We start from the raw sequence: 13,864 nt of genomic DNA, 5'->3' as shown, positions 1-13,864 counted from the left end.
CCATGTCCTCCTCGCCCTCGTCCTACCCGCTCTACGTCGACGACCTCGGGCACGGGCTGCAGGTGCCGCAGGCGCCGGCGGCCTGCGACGGCGTCACGCTGATGGCCTTCTTCGTCGAAGGCACCCAGGCCAACATGCAGGCCCTCGTCGACAAGTTCCTCAACCAGCCCAACGGCGGGGCCATCACCTACTCCGTGATCGGGTCGTCGGTCATGCTCAGCTACTCGCTCACCGCGCGCCACTTCTCGGTGACCGAACAGGCCGGCTACACGCCCGACTACGAGACCGGATTCTGGATCCCGCTCCTGGCCCGCACGACGGACGGCTCGAGCCCCGATCGCATCACCTTCTGGATTCCCTACCTGTTCATCAGCGGCCCCATGGGCATGGCCACCGGCCGCGAGATCTGGGGCTTCCGCAAGGAGATCGGCGACATCACGATGCCGCTGCAGCCCACCGATCCGGCGGATTTCGTCACCAACGCCATCGTGTTCGATCCGCTGAGCAACGCCAGCCAGGGCACCATGCGCACGGTGGCCCGCGTCCGGCGCGACGGAACGCTGGGGCCGCTCCAGGAGATCGAGGATCTGTGGAAACTCCTGATCGACTTCTGGGGCAAGGGCGCCTCCAAGCTCCCGGTGCACGGGCTGGAGTTGCTGGTGGACGTGGTGAAGATGCTCGCCTCGCGCGCCGTCCCGTCGGTGAATTTCAAGCAGTTCCGCGACGCGCGCGACAGCACGCGGGCCTGCTATCAGGCGATCATCGAGAGCACGTTCACGCCCACCCACATCTACGGCGGCGGCCTCCTCACGGGCGACTACGTGCTCGACCTCGCCGACTTTCCGAGCCACCAGATCGCCAATGACCTCGGCCTGCCCACCACGGGCGGCATCCCCGTGCTCTTCGCCTGCTGGGCCAAGCTCGACTTCACCGCCGACGCCGGCACCGAGGTCTGGCGCGCGCCCAATACCTAGGTCGTGGGCGCGGCGGTGGGGAACGACGGATAGGCGTTGATCGCCGCCGCCGCGCGCAGGCCCGAGTCGACGGCCGCCTCCACGCACCCCGAGTTGTAGAGCGTGCGCGTCCAGTCGCCGGCGAGGAACAGATTGCCGAACTCGGCGTCGCGCTGCGGCAGCCGGAACCGGATCGAGCCCGGCGGCGAGAGCACGTACCGCTCGGTCAACCCGAGATTCGACCGGAAGAACTGCGCGTCGAACCGCGCCGGCCCCACGCCCGCGTTCATATCCACGAGCAGATTCCAGTCGAACGTGCCCCCGGCCATCGTGCTCGGCCACAGGTGCGCGATACGCTCCTCCAGCCACGCGCGCGCGCGGTCACGCACCACCACGTCCAGCTCGGCCGCGCTCAGCGGCCCCAGCGCCGAGGCTGGCGCCGCATGGTCGGGCATCGCGCCGCAGAAGTAATGGATGCTCTGCACGCCGGCCTGCGGCGGCCAGGCCTCGCGCGGGATGAGGTGCGACATCTCGCCCCACGTGTCGAACGGCTCGGCATACGACGTCATCACGGTGGGCCCCGCCGTCCAGCCGAGTTCGGCCAGCGGCTTGTTGAGCCAGACCTGGAACGCCTGCGTTCCCACCGTCGGCACGTTGGCCACCATCGACCGCCACGACTCGCTCGCGTCCAGCAACTCCCCGCACACGTCGGGCAGACCGCCCAGCGAGATGCCCAGAAGCACGAGGTCGAAGTCGCGGCCCATCTCGAGGGTGACGCGCTCCACCTCCTCGGTGCACCGCGGCGACTCGAGCGTGATCCCCTCCGCTTCGAGGCGCGCTTTCACCGCCTGCCCGTCCCTGATCTGGGGCCAAAGCGCATCGGATGGCCAGGCCGGAATCCCCGCCACCGGCACGAACGGGTCGTACTCCTCGGCGCCGGCGAGCACGTCCACCTGGCGCGACAGCTCCACCCGCTGCACGAGCGCGCCCGACGGCGAGAGGTGGAGCGCCCGCACGCGGTGGAAGAACTTGAAGCGCACCCCGCGCGCCTTGAGCACCTCGTGGAACGGCGTGAACACCGTGTCGCCCATCCCGGCGTACATCTTCCAGAGCGGGGCGCCGCGGCTCCCGAACGCGATGCTCAGCATCACCCGCAGGGCGACTCCCGCCGCCGCCTGGGCGTGGTCGCGGTCGGCAACGCCGGCCGCGTACGCGAACCCCAGGTCGTACAGCGCGCGCACCGGCGCCGAGAAGGAGACGTCCGGGCTCGCGCCGTGCGATTCGAGCCAGGCGCGGAACTCGACGTCGTTGATGCAGTCGTACCCCGCGTCGCCGTAGGGCAGGACGTCGGTCACGAATCCCTTCGCGATCGCCAGCCCCAGTTCGACCAGCAACGCGGCGCGCCGCATGAAGTCGCCCAGCGACGACAGTGGCGCCGCCGCCGCCACGCTCGCCCGCGCCGTCTCGATGTGGGCCAACAGCTGCTGGCGGTCGTGGGGCGTGTGGCGCGAGGGGTCCTCGTGCATCGTGCCCAGATGCGCGCGCGCCGCGGTCAGCGCGTGGAACCCGGCCGCCGCGCGGTCCCTGAGACCCGCCGTCGCGTAGTGGCCGGTGAGCGCGTCGAACAGTCCGTCCAGCAACTCCACCAGCAGCGGCGGGCCGTCCACGCCAGGCTCGCCCGGCAGCACCGGCACGTGGACGTTCCAGGTCTCCCATTGCGCCGCGGGACCGGTGCCCACCAGCTCCTGCAACGTGATCAGCCGCTGCGGAATGAACGCCTGCGCGAACGGCACCGGACCGTTCCATTCGGCGTAGCACTCGCGCATCATGCGAAAGGCGTCGTCGTAGAATCCCAGCCACATGTGGAGCCCGTGCTCCTCGATACGCTGGCCGGCCTGCGCATTGCGCCCGCTCGCTCCCTTGCCTCCCAGCCGCCATCCCAGCTGGTACACGGTCACGTCGTACCGGGCCCGCAGTTCGGCGGTGGCCGTGAGCGCGAACACCGCGGCCATCGCGCCGCAGCCGCCGCCCAGTACCGCCACGCTCGTCTTCGATTGGGTGGTCATCGCGCCCTCGGCGGTGGGCGGTTACGAGATCAACGGCAGGTCGAGCGCGCGACAGAGGCGGACGAACCGCTCCTGTCCCGCCAGCTCGCGATACACCGGCCGCACCACGAGGTACGCCAGTTCGGGGTCCCGGACCTCCATGGCCAGCTCCAGCCCGTCGAGCGCCGAGTCCACGCGCCCCAGCGCCAGGTCGATCTGCGCCAGCAGGCAGGGCGACACGAACCGGTCGCGCGCCGCATCCGCCAACTGCGCGCGGAGTCGCTCGGCCTCGCCCTGTTGTCCGGCCCCGGCGTGCGCCCGCGCGAGGCCGGCGATCATCTCCGGCGTTCCCCCGGTGAGCGCGATCGCGCGCTGGAACGCCGCGTAGGCGGTGGGCATGTCCCCCGCGTCGCGCGCCATCGTGCCGAGGAAGAACTCGGCCATCGCGAATCCCCCGTCGCTCGCCGCGGCGGCCCGCTCCATCGCGATCGCCGCGTCCAGGTCGCCCGCGAAATACCGGATCATCCCGGCGCTCGCCTGGAGCACGGGGGAGAGCGGCTCCAACTGGCACGCCTGATCGATCTCGGCCATCGCCGCCCCGAAGCGCCGCTGCGGGGCCAGGCAGTCGATCGCGTAGCGCTGGTGCGCCGCCGGATAGCGCGGGCTGAGCGCGATCGCTCGCCGGAACGCGTCCTCGGCCCGCGGCCAATCGAAATCGTAGAGGGCGCGCACCATGCCCAGGGTCACGTATGCTTCGGCGAGCGCCGGGTCGTGCTGCAGCGCCTCGTCCGCCCGCTGCGCCGCCTGCGGCATCGCCTCGCGCGGCGCCACCACGCCGTACAGGCCGAGCAGCGCCAACGCCTCCGCCAACCCGGCGTAGGCCGACGCGTACCCGGGATCGGCCTCGATCGCGCTGCGGAACTGGTCGAGGCTACGGCGCAGCCCCGCTTCGGTCCGCTGATTGGCAAAGTAGCGGCCGCGCAGGTAGGCGTCGTACGCGGCAGCATTGGTCGTCGTGGACGCCGCGAGCGGGCGCGCCGCGTTGCCCAGCAGCTGCACGCGCAGCGTCTCGACGATGCGCGTGGCGATTTCCTCCTGGATCGCGAACACGTCGTCGATCTCGCGGTCGTACTGATCCGACCAGAGTTGGAACCCCGTCCGGGCGTCGACGAGAAACGCGTTCACCCGCACGCGGGTGCCGGCCCGGCGCACGCTCCCCTCGAGAATGGCCCCCACGCCCAGCCGCTCGCCGATCGCGCGCGCATCCTCGTGGCGCGACCGGGCGGCGTACGACGAACTCCGCGCCGCCACCCGCAGATTGCGCAGCCGGCTCAACGACCCCACGATCTCGTCCGTCATGCCGTCGGAGAAGAACTCCATCTCCGGATCGGTGCTCCCGTTGGCGAACGGAAGGACGGCTACCGAGGGCACCGCCGACACCGGCGCGGCGCGGGTCGCGGTCGGCGGGCTCACGCGCACGGTGCGTTCGCCGCCCGGGGTGAGCGCCGTGGCGAACTCGCGAATGTCCGCGAACCGGTCCGCCGGGTCGAGCGCCATGGCGCGCGACAACGCGTCTTCGAGCGCCTCGGACGCATCGGCGCGCAGCGTCCGCACCGCCGGCGGCCGCTCCACGAATCGTCGCGCGATCATCGCCTGCGTCGTCCCGCCCGCGAACGGGGGATATCCCACCAGCGCCTCGAACACCACGATCGCCAGGGAGTACTGATCGCTCCGCCCGTCCACCGCGTCGTCGCCGGCCGCCTGCTCCGGGCTCATGTACGCCGGCGTGCCCACGGCCATGCCGGCGCCCGTCACGTGCTGGCCGGCCGCGGCCACCATGGCGCGCGCGATCCCGAAATCCGCCAGCACCGCGTGCCCCCCGAGGAGCAGGATGTTGCCGGGCTTCACGTCGCGGTGGACGATCCCCGCCGCGTGGGCGTAGTCCAGGGCGTCGGCCACGTCGCGCGCCAGGTTCACCGCGATGTCGATGGCCAGCGATCCCTGCCGCGCCAGCAGCTCGCGCAGCGTTTCCCCCTCGACGTACGGCATGACGTAGAACGGCAGTTCGCCCGCCGTGCCCGAGTCGAGCACCGGCAGGATGTGCGGATGCGCCAGCCGCGCCGCGAGCCGGATCTCGCGCAGGAAGCGATCGGTGCCCAGGGACGCCGCCAACTCGGGGAGCAGCACCTTGAGCGCCACCAGGCGCTCGTGCTTCAGATCGCGCGCGAGGAACACCGCCGCCGTCGCCCCACGCCCCAACTCGCGCTCGAGCCTGTACCGCGACTCGACCGCCGAGCTGGCCCGCTGGAAGAGGTCCTCGTGTGGGTGCGACGCGGCAGCCTCCGGGGGAACTCGCAAGTGCGGTCTTCGCGGTGCAGGATTGGCCAAGCTACGATCTTCGCGCCTGGCGGGCGCGAAGTCAAACCGCCGGCCGCAGCCGGCGTCCGGGCTCACCGCGCCCCGATCGCCCCGAACAGATACGACACCTTCACGAAGAACGCGTCGCTCGTCCGCGTCAGCCGGTCCAGCGCCAGGGGGTCCGGCTCGGTGAGCGTGTTCCCGTACCCCGCGAAGAACACCGTGCCCGGCGTGGGGCGGTAGGAGAACAGCCAGTCGGTGCGCAGCGCGTTGCTCACGCTCGCCGTGGACGGCGTGTACGTGCCGCCGCTCCCCACGAGCAGCACCTGTCCGGTGCGCCAGTCCTGCAGCGGTTCGCGCTTCATCGCCGTGTACTGCGTGACCACCCGGAAGAAGATCGAGCGCGTGAGTTGGTACTCCACCTTGAGCCGCGGGATGCGCACCGACAGCGACTGCACCCCGTCGCTGCGCCGCGTGAAGGTGCTGCTCTGGTAGGTGGCGCTCAGGCGCAACTGCTGCGTGGGCCGCAGGTCCAGGCTCCCGTTGTAGTCCAGCCGCCGCACCCGCGCCGTCTCCAGGAAGTCCACGTCGTTCCCGGTCGTGATCCCCGCCGACGCGGCATACGTCTGGAACTGCGGCGTCGACAGCTTGAGCGTGGTGAGCGCGGTCGTGATCCGCGGCGACGGCGCGAACGGCACCGGCGCCTGCGGCGTGCCCGTGAAGTCGCCGGTGTACGCCGCGGGATCGAACGCGAAGCTCGAGAGCGTGGGCGTGACGTTGAACGACCAGCCGCCGCGGAGGGTGAACGACGCGTTGGGCGACAGCTTGTCCTCGAGCAGGTGCCTGGCCGAGAAGAAGTCGTCGTACCGCCACACGCCGGACGTCATGAGGTACACGTTGAACCGCTCGATGAACGCCCCCGGCGCGCCGTACAGCGTGAGGCGGTTCATCACGCTCGGCTGCACGATCCCCGTGCGCTGCACGAACCCGTTGTCGGCCGCGAACCCGTTGCCGATGCCGAGGACGCTGTAGTGGAAGCCGAACCCCCGGCCCGTGCCGTCGAGCACCGTCTCCCACATCGGGGCGTCGTGCGTCGTGCCGTTCTGCGTCGTCGAGCTCATCACCGCCTGGAACTGGGCGTACGTGCGCGGGTCGAGCACGTAGTGCACGTCGCCGTCCAGCACGCGGTTGGCGCGCCCGCCGCCCACGCGGTCGCTGTAGAGCATGCCCACCGTGCTCTGCCGGCCGAAGCCGCGATCGAGCCGCACGATGTCCACCAGCGGACTCCGCCCGTCGGGCGTCGTGCTCCCCGCGTCCAGCGCCGACATCACCGCGACGTCGGTGTTCCCCACCTGCCCGGTGAGTTTCACGGCGGCGGTCGGCTGCACGATGGTCCGCGTGTAGACCAGCGTGTTGGGGACGTTGAACTGGTCCGCCCCTTCCACGAAGAACGGGCGCTTCTCGGGATAGAACAGCGCGAACCGCTCGTCGGCCGCGATCTGCGTCGCGTCGGCCTCCACCTGCGAGAAGTCGGGCTTCACCGTGCCGTTGAGCACGAAGTTGCTCCCCATCGCCCAGCGCACGTTGCCGCCCAGTTGCGGCTTCGACGCGTACTGCCAGCCGTCGAGCGCCGTGTTGCAGCAGGGTGACCCGGTCACGGTGTTGGTGAGCTCGGGGTTGAGTTGCACCACCTGCCCATGGTGCATGCCGGTGAGGCCCACGAGCTGGCCTTCCTGCCGAATGAAGCTGGCCGACGCCTTGTGGGCCTCGGTCCACGTTTCCTGGTAGCCGCTGTGCTGCACGTTGCGCTGGATCTGGATGCCCCAGTTCTGCACCGACTTCGCGGGGTAGCGCAGGCTGCTGAACGGGATGCGCATCTCGACTTCATAGCCCCAGGGCGTGACGTGGCCCTTGGATTCCCAGATGAAATCGGGACTGAGGTCGTTCTGGCCCGGCGACACGTTGGATCCGGGCACGAACCCGCCCATTTCGTTCTTGATCCCGTCCGCCTGCACGCCCAGCGGGTTGACGATGAACACGAACGCGCGGGTGCGCTGGTCGTAGGTGTCGAGGTGCACCTCGACGTTGTCGTCGCTGCTCACATTGTCGCGCTCGGCGAGCGTGGCCCGCACGGCGCCGTGCGTCTCGAAGGCTTTGATCCCGAAGTACATCGCGTCGCGCGAATACCACACCAGCACCTCGGTGGAGTCGGGCGCGGGGCGCTGGTCCACCGGCTGGTATTCCGAGAACCCGGTGAGCATGGACGCCCGCCGCCACACCGGCTCGTCGAGGCGGCCGTCCACGGTGATCGTGGTGTCGATGATGGGAATGTGCACCGACGTCTGACCGGCACGCGCGTTGTAGATCGCCGGTTCCGGCACCGGCTGCGCCGCGGCGAGCTGGAACGCGCCCAGAATAGCGAGAATCATGGTGGGGGGAATATAGAAGCCGGCCCGGTGGCGTGTCGCGGCGCCTGTAAACTTTCGGTGGGGGTGCGACCCGGGCCCCGTCTGGCGCCGGCCCGCGCGCGCACCCAATTTCTGGCCGGTATCCGGACGTCCCGTCCCACGCTCCCGAGGCCCGTCATGAGGCGCAGTCTCTTCCCCCCGTTCGCCACGCTCGGCGCCGCACTCCTGCTCGCCGCCCCCACCGCCGCCGCCCACGCCCAGGGCGAACTGCAGGGCCTCAAGCCCGGACGCGATCCGCGCCAGCCCATCGATTCGGCGTACACCGCGCGGATCAGGGAGTACACCACCGAGCCATTCTTCAGCTCGCCGCTGGTGGACTACCTCCCCGCATCGAAGACCGTGCCCACCCCGATGGCCGTGCTCGGCGACATCGCCGGCGCCAGGGACAACCTGCCGTACTCGTCGCAGGTGTACGCGTACATGCGGCTGCTCGCCAAGTCGAGCCCGCGGGTGCGCGTGTGGACCATCGGCCACACCGAGGAGGGGCGCGAGATGATCGCCGTCGGCGTGGCGTCGGAGGCGGTGTGGAAGAATCTCGACCGCAACCGGGCCAACCTCGCCAAGCTCGCCGACCCGCGCACCATCGGCATGAACGACGCCACGGCCGAACAGCTCATCCCGCAGACCACGCCCGTGTACTACATCACCGGCACCATCCACTCCACCGAATCGGGCGCTCCCACCGCGCTCATGGAGCTGGCCTACCGCCTGGCCGTGGACGAGAGCCCGTACGTGCGAAACATCCGCGACCATCTGATTACACTAATAACCCCGATCGTCGAGGTGGACGGCCGCGACCGCGAGGTGGATCTCTTCCACTGGCACATGGCCCACCCCGGCGAGACGGCGCCGCCGCTCATCTACTGGGGCCACTACGTGGCGCACGACAACAACCGCGATGCCATGGGCGCCACGCTCGACCTCACGCGGAACGTGCTCAACACGTACGTGGGCTGGAACGCCCAGGTGCTGCACGACCTCCACGAATCCGTGCCGTTCATGTACGACAACACCGTCGGCGACGGCCCCTACAACGCGTGGATCGATCCGCTGCTCGCCAACGAATGGCAGATGCTCGGCTGGAACAACGTGCAGGAGATGACGCGGTTCGGCATGCCCGGCGTGTTCGCCCACGGCAACTTCGACACCTGGTCGCCCGGCTACCTGATGTTCATCGCCGCCATGCACAACGGCATCAGCCGCCTGTACGAGACGTTCGGCAACGGCGGCACCGCCGAGACCGTGGAGCGCACGCTGTCGCCCAGCGAGACCGACAAGACCTGGTACCGCCAGGATCCGCCGCTCCCGCACGTGAAGTGGTCGCTGCGCGACAACAACAACTACGAGCAGACCGGCCTGCTCGTTTCGCTGGAGTACTTTGCCAACAACCGGCAGCTGTTCCTCGAGAACTTTTACACCAAGGCCAAGCGATCCATCGAGAAGGCCACCACCGAAGGCCCCGCCGCCTACGTGTTGCCCGGGGACGATCCGCGGCCTGGCGCCCAGGTGGGCCTGCTGCAGGTGTTGCAGCGGCAGCACGTCGAGATCTCGCGGGCCACGGCGCCGTTCACCGTGAACGTGCCCGGCAAGCGACCCGCCAACGGCCGCGGAGCGCGCGGTGGCGGCGAGAGCGCGCCGCCGCCCGCCATGGTGCCGCGCACCTTCCCGGCCGGCAGCTACGTCATTCGCATGGATCAGCCGTACTCGCGCATCGCCGACGCGCTGCTCGACTACCAGTTCTGGTCGCCCAACGATCCGCAGAAGCATCCGTACGACGACACCGGGTGGACGTTCCCCGAAGGCTTCGACGTCGAGTGCGTGCGCGTGACCGACACCACCGTGCTCGCCGCGGCCATGCAGGAGGTGACCGGCCAGATCTCGGCGCCGGGTGGCGTGCACGGCAGCGGGAGCGTGTTCGCCATCAACCACAACGGCGACAACGCGCTCGCCACGCTGCGCTACGCGTTGAAGGACGCGGACTTCCAGGCCGCCGAGGATTCGTTCACGGCCGATGGACGCCGGTTCGATCGCGGCACGTTCATCATCCGCGGCGTGTCACGGGCCGTCCTTGACAGCGCCACCAGGGCGCTCGGGCTCGAGGCGTACGCGCTGCCGTCGGCGCCGGCGGTGGCCATGCACCCGTTGCGGGCCGCGCGCGTGGCGATCGTGCACGCCTGGCAGGGCACGCAGACCGAGGGTTGGTGGCGCGAGGCGTTCGACTTCCTGCACCTGCCGTACGCCTACATCAGCACGCAGGACGTGGCCCGCGACGCCGACCTCAACGCCAAGTACGACGTGGTCATCTTCCCGCCCGTGGGCGCAAGCCCGCAGGCCATCGTCGAGGGGATGCCCATGTGGCGGAACCCGATGCCGTGGAAGAACACGCCCCAGACGCCGAACATCGGCACCTGGGCCCAGACCGACGACATCCGGCCCGGTCTGGGCTGGGACGGGTTGCAGCACCTGCAGGACTTCGTGGCCCGGGGCGGCGTGCTGATCGGCGTGGGCAGCACCGCGCAGCTCGCCATGCAGTACGGATTGACCAACGGCGTGAGCGACAACCAGCCGCGCGGCCAGGAAGTGGTGGGCAGCCTGCTGCGCGCGCGGATCGTGGACAACGCGAGCCCCATCGTGTACGGCGTGAGGGACAGCCTGGCCGTGTACAGCGAGGACGGCGAGAGCTTCGGCGTCAGCAACGTCCGCGGGGGACGCGGGGGCGGGCGGTTCGGCGGCGGCGCGGCGGGCCGTCCCACCGGCCGCGGCACGGCGGCCGACCAGGACGAAGTGCAGGGCCGGCCGGCGCTGGCGCCGGAATTCCAGGCGCCGCCGCGTCCGACCGTGGAGCCCTGGCAGGCGGCGCCGATCACCGATGAGCAGCTGCGCAATCCGCTCAACGTCATCCCGCCCGATCAGCGTCCGCGCGTGGCGCTGCGGTACACCGACCAGCACGACCTGCTGGTGTCGGGGCTCCTCGGCGGCGGCGCCGACATCGCCCAGCGGCCGCTCGTCGTCGATGACCCATACGGGAAGGGGCATATCGTGCTGTTCGCCAACAACCCGATCTATCGCGGCGAAACGATCGGCACCTATTTCCTGGTGTTCAACACGATGCTGAACTGGGACCACCTGAACGCCGGGCGGGTGCTGGACGCGCGGTAGCGCGTCGGAACACTTGCCCGTCCGGGCGGCCGGCCCCTATGTTTGCCCCGACGCGGAGGCTCCGGCGGGCCTTCCGCGCCGAACTCCCGGGCGCTCCCCACATCGGGCCCGCGGTCGGACGCCGTCACGGCGTCTGATCTCTCGTGCCGGCAGATCCGCCCGATCCACACGGAGCGCGCCTTGAGCGACGTCGCAGCCAGCCTTCGTAACGCGTTGCACGACCGCTACCGCATCGAGCGCGAACTCGGCGCCGGCGGCATGGCCACGGTGTACCTCGCCGAGGACCTCAAGCACGACCGCAAGGTCGCGATCAAGGTGCTTCATCCGGATCTCGCGGCCGCGCTGGGCGCCCAGCGCTTCCTGAGCGATATCAAGACCACGGCCAATCTGCAGCATCCGCACATCCTCCCCCTGCACGATTCGGGCGAGGCGGACGGCCTGCTGTTCTACGTGATGCCGTACGTCGAGGGCGAGTCGCTGCGCGACCGGCTGGATCGCGAGAAGCCGCTCCCCATCGCCGACGCGGTGCGCATCACCTGCGAGGTGGCCAGCGCGCTCGACTACGCGCACCGCCACGGCGTGATCCACCGCGACGTCAAGCCCGAGAACATCCTGTTGCACGACGGCCGCGCGACCGTCGCCGACTTCGGCATCGCGCTGGCGATCCAGAGCGCGGCCGGCGCGCGGATGACCCAGACGGGGCTCAGCCTGGGCACGCCGCAGTACATGAGCCCCGAGCAGGCGATGGGCGAGAAGCAGATCGACGCCCGAAGCGACGTCTACGCGCTGGGCGCCGTGCTGTACGAGATGCTCACCGGCGATCCGCCGTTCACGGGGTCCACCGTGCAGGCGGTGGTGGCCAAGGTGATGAGCGCCGAGCCCGAGCCCGTGACGATGCTGCGCAAGAGCACGCCCGAGCCGGTGGCGTATGCCGTGCACAGGGCGCTGGAGAAGCTGCCCGCCGACCGGTTCCCCACGGCGCAGGCATTCGCGGATGCGCTCGCCGCGCCGGCCGCGCCGGCGGCGTCGCTCGGCGCAGCCGGGCGCGGCGCAGGCCATGCGGGCTCGCCCAGTGGATGGCGTGCCTCGCTCCGCCATCCGCTCGTGCTCGGCAGCGTCGTGATCGCCATCGCGGCCGTTGCGTTCGCCGCCCGGATGTGGATCGCTGCGCGCCGCGCGCCGGAGGCGACGGTGGAACGGTTCGCGGTGGATCTGCCCCAAGGCGTCACGCCGATGATTCGCAGCGCCGTGGGAACGAGTGGGGGGATGGGGGTCGCGATCTCGCCGGACGGTTCCACGATCGTCATTTCGGGAATCGGCGCCGACGGCGTCGCGCGGCTGTACATCCGCCGGTTGGACGAATTGGCGGCCTCCCCGATCCCGGGCACGGAAGGCGGGGTCCAGCCGTTCTTCTCGCCGGACGGACAGTGGATCGCGTTCTGGGTGGCGGGGCGGCTGTTGAAGGTGAATGTGCGCGGTGGTGCCCCGCAGCCCATCGCCGAAATCGCCAACATGGTCGGGGGCACCTGGACTCGCGACGGCACGATCGTCGTCAGCATCACCGGACACCTGGTCTCGTTCCCCGCCGCGGGCGGCGCGAAGCCGGCAGTCGCGGCGCTCGACACCGCGGGAGGCGAGGAGGGCCAGTACTTCCCGACGGCGATCGCGGATGGCGATCACGTGGCGTACTCCAGTTGGGGCTCCGGAGGGCTCGAAGCCGTGCGGGTCGGGATGCTGACGCTCTCTACCGGCCGGGCGCGCCGGCTCGACGTGCCGGCCACGAGCGTGCTCGGCGCCATGGATGGTTCGTTGGTTTATGCCAACACCACGGGAAGTCTGGTCGTGGCGCCGTTCGATGTCGCCTCGGGCTCCGCGACGGGCCCGGCGGTGCCGGCGGTGGGCGACGTGGCGACCGGGAATCGCGCCGGCGCCCAGGCCGCGCTCTCGAACGCCGGAACGCTCGTCTATGCCACCGGGGGCGCGAAATCCCAAGTGGTGCTCGCCAACGCCGACGGCGAGACGCCGGTGCTCCCGGAAGTCCGGGGCTACGGGTTTCCGCGATACTCGCCCGACGGCAAGCGGCTGGCGCTGTCGATCACGTCCGGCGCGACGAGCGACATCTGGATATATGATTTTGCTACTCGCGGCCTGCGGCGTCTCTCCAGCGGCGGCTCGGTCAACGAACGGCCGGAGTGGTCGGCCGACGGTACGCGGGTGATGTATCGCTCCGACCGCGGAGCGCGCTCCGCCATCTGGTGGCAGCCGATCGATGAGAGCGCGCCGGCCACCGTGCTCCTGGCCAGTCCCACGGCCGCCTATTACGAGGCGGTCATGACGCCCGACGCGCGCGCCATCGTGTTCCAGGTGGATACGACGGGCGGCGACGTCGGATACCGGATGCTGAGCGGCGACACGACGCTCAGGTCGATCGCCGGCACGCGGTTCCAGGAGTTCATGGCTCGCGTCTCGCCCGACGGGCACTGGGTGGCGTTCGTGACCGACGAGTCGGGCACCGCGCAGGTCGTGGTGCAGCCCTTTCCCGGACCGGGCCCGCGGATCCAGATCTCGAGCACCGGCGGGACGGAGCCGGTGTGGGCGCGCGACGGCCGGCGCCTGTTCTATCGGAGCAACGGCCGCTTCGTGGCGGCCGCGATCGCGGCAACCCGGCCTTTCCGGGTGACGTCGCGCACGACGTTCATGGACGACGACTATCTGCCGGCCGTCTCGCCCCACGCCAATTACGACGTGTCGCCCGACGGCAAGACCCTGCTCGTGCTCAAGGGCGACAATCCCCGTCTGGTCGTCGTCCACAACTGGTGGGCGGAAGCGCGCCGCGGGCTTCGCGCGGATTCGACGACCCACTGACCGCGCCCGCCGCGCG

Annotated in this window: 6 protein-coding genes; 3 read left to right on the top strand and 3 right to left on the bottom strand. The window is 70.3% G+C overall.

Features of this window, described 5'->3' with window-relative positions:
• The first annotated feature begins 2 nt into the window (after positions 1-2).
• The gene (locus tag VNE60_07990; protein HVB31443.1) at positions 3-974 is read left to right on the top strand and encodes a hypothetical protein; all 972 of its coding nucleotides are present in this window, start codon (positions 3-5) and stop codon (positions 972-974) included.
• Here VNE60_07990 and VNE60_07985 read toward each other — a convergent pair.
• The 3 genes from VNE60_07985 to VNE60_07975 all read right to left on the bottom strand — a co-directional run bounded on the left by VNE60_07985 (position 971) and on the right by VNE60_07975 (position 7,785).
• Positions 971-3,019 (bottom strand): FAD-dependent oxidoreductase, encoded by a 2,049-nt coding sequence (locus VNE60_07985; GenBank protein HVB31442.1) that lies wholly within the window; start codon positions 3,017-3,019, stop codon positions 971-973. The genes VNE60_07990 and VNE60_07985 overlap by 4 nt on opposite strands.
• Before the next feature lie 21 nt (positions 3,020-3,040).
• A complete protein-coding gene (locus VNE60_07980; GenBank protein ID HVB31441.1) occupies positions 3,041-5,356 on the bottom strand; it encodes a protein kinase in 2,316 nt (771 codons plus the stop codon).
• A 92-nt stretch (positions 5,357-5,448) separates the two neighbouring features.
• Entirely contained in the window at positions 5,449-7,785 is a 2,337-nt protein-coding gene (locus VNE60_07975) for a DUF5916 domain-containing protein (GenBank protein ID HVB31440.1), read from the bottom strand.
• 156 nt (positions 7,786-7,941) lie between these two features.
• On the opposite strand from VNE60_07975, the gene VNE60_07970 reads away from it, so the two are divergent.
• Both VNE60_07970 and VNE60_07965 read left to right on the top strand, forming a co-directional pair.
• A complete protein-coding gene (locus VNE60_07970) occupies positions 7,942-10,983 on the top strand; it encodes a M14 family zinc carboxypeptidase (GenBank protein ID HVB31439.1) in 3,042 nt (1,013 codons plus the stop codon).
• A 180-nt stretch (positions 10,984-11,163) separates the two neighbouring features.
• Positions 11,164-13,848 carry a protein kinase gene (locus VNE60_07965; GenBank protein HVB31438.1) on the top strand — a complete coding sequence of 895 codons (2,685 nt, stop codon included), beginning with the start codon at positions 11,164-11,166 and terminating at the stop codon, positions 13,846-13,848.
• The last annotated feature ends 16 nt before the right edge of the window (positions 13,849-13,864 follow it).

It is taken from the genome of Gemmatimonadaceae bacterium, from assembly GCA_035533755.1.
Classification (GTDB): domain Bacteria; phylum Gemmatimonadota; class Gemmatimonadetes; order Gemmatimonadales; family Gemmatimonadaceae; genus JAGWRI01.
The sequence above is the reverse complement of the archived record's forward strand: the minus strand, read 5'-3'. Positions and strand labels throughout refer to the sequence as shown.